This is a genomic window from Sphingobium sp. LMC3-1-1.1, assembly GCF_040676285.1.
In the GTDB taxonomy this organism is placed as follows: Bacteria; Pseudomonadota; Alphaproteobacteria; order Sphingomonadales; family Sphingomonadaceae; genus Sphingobium.
In genome coordinates this window covers 103,651-110,305 of sequence record NZ_JBEGHQ010000006.1, presented here as the reverse complement: position 1 = coordinate 110,305, position 6,655 = coordinate 103,651, and the positions used below count along the sequence as shown (strand labels likewise).

Genomic DNA, 6,655 nt, shown 5'->3' with positions numbered 1-6,655 from the left:
GTGGACCTGCGCTATCTGTTCGTCCTTGAAGGGCAAAAGATCGCTGGGCTGGAGATCACGCTGTGAGCGTGCCCGTTCCAGGCGGTAGCCATCCGTTCCTCGATCTGGGCGGAAAGCGCGCGCTGATCACCTCCGGCACGCGCGGTGCGGGCGCCGCAACCGTCAATCTCTTTCGGGAACTCGGAGCGCAGGTTCTGACGACCGCCCGAACCCTGCCCGATGACTTTCCGGAATCGCTGTTCGTCGCGGCCGATCTGACAAGCGCGGACGGTTGCTTAGCATTGGCGGCTGCCGTGAAGGAACGGATGGGTGGCGTGGATATCATCGTCCACATGCTCGGCGGCTCCTCGGCTCCGGCTGGGGGCTACGAGGCCCTCAGCGACGCGATCTGGGCAAGCGAACTCGACCTCAACCTCATGCCGGCCGTGCGGCTTGACCGGGAACTCGTTCCGGCCATGGTGACGCGCCGTAGCGGCGTCGTCATCCATGTGACGTCCATCCAGCGCGAACTGCCCCTGCCGGAGGCGACCACCGCCTACGCCGCAGCGAAGGCTGCTCTTTCGACCTACAGCAAGAGCCTGTCCAAGCAGGTCTCACCGCAAGGCGTTCGCGTCGTGCGCGTATCGCCCGGCTGGATCGAGACGGAGGCATCCATCGACCTGGCGACGCGGCTCGCGGCCGAGCACGGCGGAGATATCGAGGCGGGCAAGAAGATGATCATGGACTCGCTCGGAGGGATACCGATTGGGCGTCCGGCGAAGCCGCAAGAGGTGGCGGACCTGATCGCCTTCCTCGCATCCGACCGTGCGGCCAGCATCACCGGCACGGAATATGTGATCGACGGCGGTACGGTGCCGACGGTCTGAGCAACCCGGACGATCACCGGCCGCGAGCAGGAAAACTCAGTCCGCTTCGGCCGGCGTCTCGGACACCGCCCAGCCGCCAATATGCCGACAGACAGCGTTACGCAGTACGTTGATCTCACCGTACAGTTTTGCGAGGGCAGCAGGTGTCTGTCCCGATGCCTCAAGCAATGTGTCGCCCAGGCATCCCGCGTGAAAACGAAGCGCGTCGCCTTCCTTCGTGAGTGCGATGACGACCTGTCGTTCGTTGACCGGGTTTCGCGTTCGGCTGACCATGCCTGAGCGTGCTCGATTCGGGGGCGAGTTGCTGAGCCACGCTGCCAACGGTTTGGGCATCCGGTCGGGATGCCGCCGCACTCCCGATTCCGCTACCGACCAGAAATTGCCGCTGAATGTGCGGATGGCGCTGCTCGAAAGCGGACGCTAATAAAGCCATATGCGTTTGCCTATCCGTAATAAAAGCGACCGTCCTTTGATGGTGTTCATCGAGTTGCAATGCGACCAATTTGAGATTCCTGTAGGGGGCGAAGCAATCGTCCGGCTTGCAGATGGCCACCCTCATTCGATCGAGGTTGATGACGGTTGGGTGACTATTTGGGACGAAGATGGCAGCGCTTCTGTCGAGGTCGTCACCAGCGAAGACAAGCGCATAGATGAAGCTCTGATGCTCGCCCGCGTATGGCGCCATCGGCTTGACGCAAATGATGAAGCGCTGCTGATTGATGCTGCGGTGGAGCATTTCGAACTGAAAATCGGATATTTTGCAGCAAGAAACCAAGTGTTCCGCGCCTTCCATGCAGGCTTCTCGCACGAAGAAAATTCTTCGCTCAACGACCCGACCCTTCATGCCTGTTATAATGCAGGGGTAGCGGCGGCTCGCCTCAATGAGGCTGCGCGCGTGGCGCAGTCATTCCCCGAATTAGGTTGCGCCCCTTTCGACACGGACACCGCCCGTTCGGCGTTCGACCGGGCGCTCGGCAATGTCTACTGACTGCAACTAGCGTCTGATTTCTGCCAGTCCGCTTCCCACCCCTCCCGGCAATCTGGTCGGGTTAAAGGCGCGGCGAGTCGCGCCGGTGCTGCCGGTCCGGTTTGAATCCGCACGAAATCCAACGCGAGAACGGCGCTGACGGGTGGATTTCAGACGGACCGCAATTAGGTGAGATTGGTGAGAAGCGGTCGCAATGAAGTAGCTCTTGGCCTTTTATCACCCTATCACGTGTGAGATGAATCGAGACGTCCAGCATTTTGTTAAACGCGCCCTTTTGTCGGCAGTAGTCGGTAGCGCGATTAGTGGTATCGCATACGCCACGTTCTTATTACTGTTCGGCGAGGCAAGAGGCAGCATTGTTTGGCTTCCTGTCTCGCTACTACTTTTTGGCCCACCGGCGTTCCTCGCAGGGTTGCCGGTAGCGGTGGCAGCAATGGGCCTGATCGTGGCACCCATCACTTGGCCGATGCGCCGTCTGCTCGTGCGGCATCGCTTTATCTCTGCTCTCCTGTTAGGCATCGCAGGTTGGCTTCTAGGCAGGTGGATTTCTGTCCAATGGCTTAGGGGTGGGGCTCCCTCGGTTCCATACGATCCTGACGGCAATGCGGGGCCGATCTTTGGCTTATTGTGCTGTGTAACGTGGGCCATGCTGATGCCAGCGGCCCCGCATGATCTATCCACTCCAATTGGCGCTAAGAAGGATGTCTTGCCTGGTGAGGTTGGTGCAGCCCTGTCGGGTTCAAAAGACGTTTGACGTCTGCTTTCGGTATCGACGCTGGGCTATTTGAACGGCCACTTTTGGTCGCGAGCCGTCCGGCAGCTTGCCCGTTCCGGACCGGACGGTCGCCAATGGAGCGGCTCTTGCGCGAATCGGGGCCGCTTATGGCTGGCGGGGGTGGTGAGTGGACTGTCGGCTCTGGAAGTTGAAAACGCTATAGCTGCCGTTCCGCAACGACAGTATGTCGCTAGCATGACCGATGAAGCCTCAACTGACACTGATTGCTATTGTGGATCGCTGACTGATCTTGCCGTGGTCCCGATGGGTTCCGATGGTTTGGATGAACGCGTGTTTGCGTCCTTTGAGCGGCTGGTCGAGCATGGAGGCGATCAATGGTGGCTCTATATCTCAAACTGCCACCAGTGTTCGCAGGATTGGATGATCGCATCCGACGAGCGCATTTACGACAATCACTATCTGCGCCGCATCACGCCGTCCGTGCGGCAAGCCGCCGTGGAAAATGGGCAGTGGCCCGACGAGTTCATGACCTACGAGCAGGTTTTAAGGATCGGCCGAACCATGAGCACACCGTGGACATTTCTCGACCGTCGTTCGCCGGGATTGGTATGGACAGCCGAAGACTTACGTCGAGAAAAGCCCGACATCTCATTTGCTGAGATTGCCTATCTGCTTGGCATCCCCGAACCTGATGCTGTTCGCTTGCTGCAAAAGCCGACGCTTATGGACCGCTTTCGGGCATGGCTCTTGCGCCATTGAACGGCAATTTCTGGTCGCGTGCCGCCGGGCCACTTCCCCAACGCGAACCAGACCGGCAGGTTACCTGTGACGTGAGGCGATTCGCAGGGCTGGAATGACGATGCGGGGTGGTGAGCGGAAAGGCGGCTCTGGATCAAATTTGCCTGAAAGCAGAACCCTATCTTCAAAGAAAATTAGGCAGAATTGGCTAGGCGCTCCGTAAGGGAGACATGTATGCGTCGGATAGCAGTGCTGGGTATTGTGGGACTAATGGTTGCTAGCCCTTCGCAGGCAGAGGCAGCGGACACACCCGACCTTGCTACGCGGTTCTTCAACACCATTCCGGATGTTTGTTTTCAAACGGCGCGGGGGAAACCGCCCACACGAGAGACGGCGGCGAGCCTTCTCCTCGAAATTGCGTCGGAAGTCCCTCCAACGGTGAAGGCCCATTTCAGTCGGGTTCCCTCATGGTTCCGATTGAAGGCGCAGCCAGCCGAAGTTTTTATCGGTGTCGGGGACAGTCCGGGAGCCTGTCATGTCGTTTTGGCTAATACAAAGCAGACGGTGGAAGTCCGCAACAAGGTTGCCGCCCTTTTGAAGGCTGGAGGTTTCCAAGTTGTCCATGAAAACACCATCCCCGGCTCCGACATTGACATGCTTTTTGTTTCAAAAGCGCCTGACGGCTACATGCTCATTTCGCTTCAAGCTCCCCGGAACGTGGTGCGGGATGGCATAGGGGATCAAGGGGCCGTTCACGTAAAACTCATGCCAGCGGCAATGTTTGAATCGATGATCCATAAGCGTCAATAGGTCCGATTTGAGGACATTCGCAGTAGTCGTGCAACGTCCGAAACTGGTCGACGGCCGACCGGCGGCTATTGCCCGCCTACCATAGTGCCGGGCCATGACAGCGGAAGGGCAGCTTTCTGCTTATGTCCGCCAATAACCGGACCGTCTCAAATCGGCCACGACCCGGCGCTCGCTCCTGGCGAAACCGACCCTTTGTCGCCGTTCAGTCGACCATTTTCTGCTCCCAACTGCGGACCAGCCGCTTGTCAACATCGTGGGCTCAAATGTCCGTTAGCCGATTGACCGAGGCCGTCGGCGAACATCTGATCATCGTCTAATTGAGATGGACGTGACCGGTCGAATGCACATTGGGCATCCCCGATCCCGGTCGAGAGACGCTAGGACCGGTCAAACAGGCGCAGTCTCTATCGGCTCTCGGGGAAACATAGCCGGGGATACCCTCAAACTGGTCAGCTGAGTTCTTCCTTGATGATGATCCCGGACAGACCTTCGCGCATCTCCCTGAAATACAAGGTGGATATCGTGCCGCTGCGGGCTATGAAAATATCATCATTGCCGAAATGGAAAGTCATCAATGGTCCTCCTGTCAACCATCTCCTTCTTCCTGACGCAGCATCCCTTCTGGTCTTGGCTGCTGATCCTGATCTTTGGAGTGCTGTTGTCCCATTTGCTGGCGAGGTGGCGCAGAAGCGGGCGCTGGTATTTTCTGATCCTGCCGTTCTTCATCTACGGTCAGCTCAATATCTTCGTCGCACATGTCTTCAATACCCTGTTCCTCAACGCCTTCGGGGTCCTTGGAACAGGCGTCGTCACGCATTCGGAGGTTACCAGTTCGACCTTGAATGACCAGAATGTCTGGGCCTACAGCGCGGCGCTCAAGACGGCGGATGGCAAGGATGTGGTGGCGGAGTTCGATACGATGTCCGCCAGCATTTATCCGATCACCAACGCGATCCAGATCCCGCGGGAGGGCGAGCGGTTCATTATCAAATATATTCCCGGATTCCCGCAGAACTTTGCCATCATGCGCACTCTGTCGCCCTATGGGATCAGGCAGATGGTCGATGAGGATCGCGGGCCGGTGGAGAAGGCCGCTAACCAGCTTGCGGCCAGCCCCGCCAATCCCGATTTCCTCGCGGAATATCGCGGCGCCCTGAAGAAATTCCTCGACAGGCACCGGACGGATGCCGATCCTGCGCTGATCGAGAGATATCAGCGCACTCTTGATGCTCTGCCGCGTAGATGACGGATTCACCGACCGAGCCCGTTCCGATGGGGTGAGGGATGATCGCAAGAAAACTGCTCGGTATCACCGTCCTGCTGACCATGGCGCCCGTCGTCATGCTCGGTCTGTCGGGAACACCGAACGAATATCGGGCCATGGGCATCGACGCCGTCGATTGCGACGACCCGATTTCCGTGCTGATGTTCGCAGTGCCAGCCCTGCTTGTTTATGGCATCGCCAGCGTCATATTCCTTCACCGATGGAGGCAGATGCGCTTTCTCGTTCCCGGTCTCCTCTGTGCGCTCCTGTCCGCTGGACTATTGTGGAATATCGGCCGTGCGGGGGTGGAACTAAGGAAAAACAGCACTGAGTCCATATGCGCATCCGGGTAATAGGGGGCACAGCGCCGCGTCACAGCAAAGCCGCGTTATTTCTGCTCCGCAGCTTCCTTGTCCCACGCTTCCATCGCCTTGCGATCGGCCGCATCGACAAATTCACAGGCCAGCAACGTCTTGCCTTTGAGCGCATCGCCCTCCCGCGCGATGATGGAGATCAGCCCCATCTCTTTCATGCTCTGCTGGGCGTCCGGCAGCAGGCGGGAGAAGCCTCTGGACGAGATCCCCAGCAAATGGCTGGTCTCCGGCGTTAGTTCATAGCGCTTGGCAAGCTGGTCCGCGACGTTCCCTTCCATCAGCACGCCGATGGTCATGTTGGCGAACAGAACATCCTGCGTCGTGAAGCCATCCCGCTCGATCGGCGCGGGAAGGTGATAGACGGCCGCTCCCAGGGAAGATTGGTCGGGCTTGGCGAGCTTTTCAGCAGCTTCGTAAAGGACCGTTGCACGATCAATCGAATAGGGAGGTAGGCAGAGTGCGGCGTCGAAAAAAGCCGACATGGGTAGCGCATCTTCAGCCGAAGCGTGCGTGGCTAGCAGCAAGCCAGGCGCGAGATACAGGGAAGAAAGACGAATCGACATGGTGGCAGGCTGCCCCACACATCTTGCCCGATCAAGCCGTGCGGCACATAGGCTGTATATCTCCCATGGGAAATTCCGGCCTTCCCCAGCAATCGTCAGAGGGCCAGCGACCATGTCTGATCGGCCAAATCATGCCCGAACGAATGATGCGGTGCTTCGTCCATCAGCGGCTTTCAGGAAATGACCACGCTCACCGTTTGCAGATTGGCGGCTTAGTGGCGGTTGAACCCAAGCAAACCGCCATTGCTCACCGGGGAAAGTCACCCAGCCGCAGCCGACCAGTTTCAGTCGTTCTGGGACGAAGGTATAAATGACT

General features: G+C 58.5%; 9 protein-coding genes. 6 read left to right on the top strand and 3 right to left on the bottom strand.

What is annotated here, in order from left to right:
• The first annotated feature begins 62 nt into the window (after positions 1-62).
• Complete coding sequence (locus MRBLMC3_RS09495; RefSeq protein WP_363737616.1) at positions 63-866, top strand: SDR family oxidoreductase; 804 nt, start codon at positions 63-65, stop codon at positions 864-866.
• A 36-nt stretch (positions 867-902) separates the two neighbouring features.
• Here MRBLMC3_RS09495 and MRBLMC3_RS09490 read toward each other — a convergent pair whose 3' ends face one another.
• Complete coding sequence (locus MRBLMC3_RS09490; RefSeq protein WP_363827934.1) at positions 903-1,139, bottom strand: hypothetical protein; 237 nt, start codon at positions 1,137-1,139, stop codon at positions 903-905.
• 160 nt (positions 1,140-1,299) lie between these two features.
• On the opposite strand from MRBLMC3_RS09490, the gene MRBLMC3_RS09485 reads away from it, so the two are divergent.
• From MRBLMC3_RS09485 to MRBLMC3_RS09475, 3 genes are all read left to right on the top strand, one after another.
• The gene (locus MRBLMC3_RS09485; protein ID WP_363827932.1) at positions 1,300-1,854 is read left to right on the top strand and encodes a hypothetical protein; all 555 of its coding nucleotides are present in this window, start codon (positions 1,300-1,302) and stop codon (positions 1,852-1,854) included.
• 970 nt (positions 1,855-2,824) lie between these two features.
• A complete protein-coding gene (locus MRBLMC3_RS09480; protein WP_363737248.1) occupies positions 2,825-3,349 on the top strand; it encodes a hypothetical protein in 525 nt (174 codons plus the stop codon).
• Positions 3,350-3,562: 213 nt separating this feature from the next.
• The gene (locus MRBLMC3_RS09475; protein WP_363827930.1) at positions 3,563-4,138 is read left to right on the top strand and encodes a hypothetical protein; all 576 of its coding nucleotides are present in this window, start codon (positions 3,563-3,565) and stop codon (positions 4,136-4,138) included.
• Positions 4,139-4,587: 449 nt separating this feature from the next.
• Here the strand turns inward: MRBLMC3_RS09475 and MRBLMC3_RS09470 are convergent, their stop codons facing one another.
• Positions 4,588-4,710: a hypothetical protein gene (locus MRBLMC3_RS09470; protein WP_363827928.1), complete on the bottom strand. Its 123-nt coding sequence runs from the start codon at positions 4,708-4,710 to the stop codon at positions 4,588-4,590.
• A gap of 2 nt (positions 4,711-4,712) precedes the next feature.
• On the opposite strand from MRBLMC3_RS09470, the gene MRBLMC3_RS09465 reads away from it, so the two are divergent.
• Both MRBLMC3_RS09465 and MRBLMC3_RS09460 read left to right on the top strand, forming a co-directional pair.
• A complete protein-coding gene (locus MRBLMC3_RS09465) occupies positions 4,713-5,384 on the top strand; it encodes a hypothetical protein (protein ID WP_363827925.1) in 672 nt (223 codons plus the stop codon).
• A 38-nt stretch (positions 5,385-5,422) separates the two neighbouring features.
• A complete protein-coding gene (locus tag MRBLMC3_RS09460) occupies positions 5,423-5,755 on the top strand; it encodes a hypothetical protein (protein WP_363827922.1) in 333 nt (110 codons plus the stop codon).
• Positions 5,756-5,790: 35 nt separating this feature from the next.
• Here the strand turns inward: MRBLMC3_RS09460 and MRBLMC3_RS09455 are convergent, their stop codons facing one another.
• The gene (locus MRBLMC3_RS09455; RefSeq protein WP_363827920.1) at positions 5,791-6,258 is read right to left on the bottom strand and encodes a hypothetical protein; all 468 of its coding nucleotides are present in this window, start codon (positions 6,256-6,258) and stop codon (positions 5,791-5,793) included.
• Positions 6,259-6,655 lie beyond the last annotated feature (397 nt).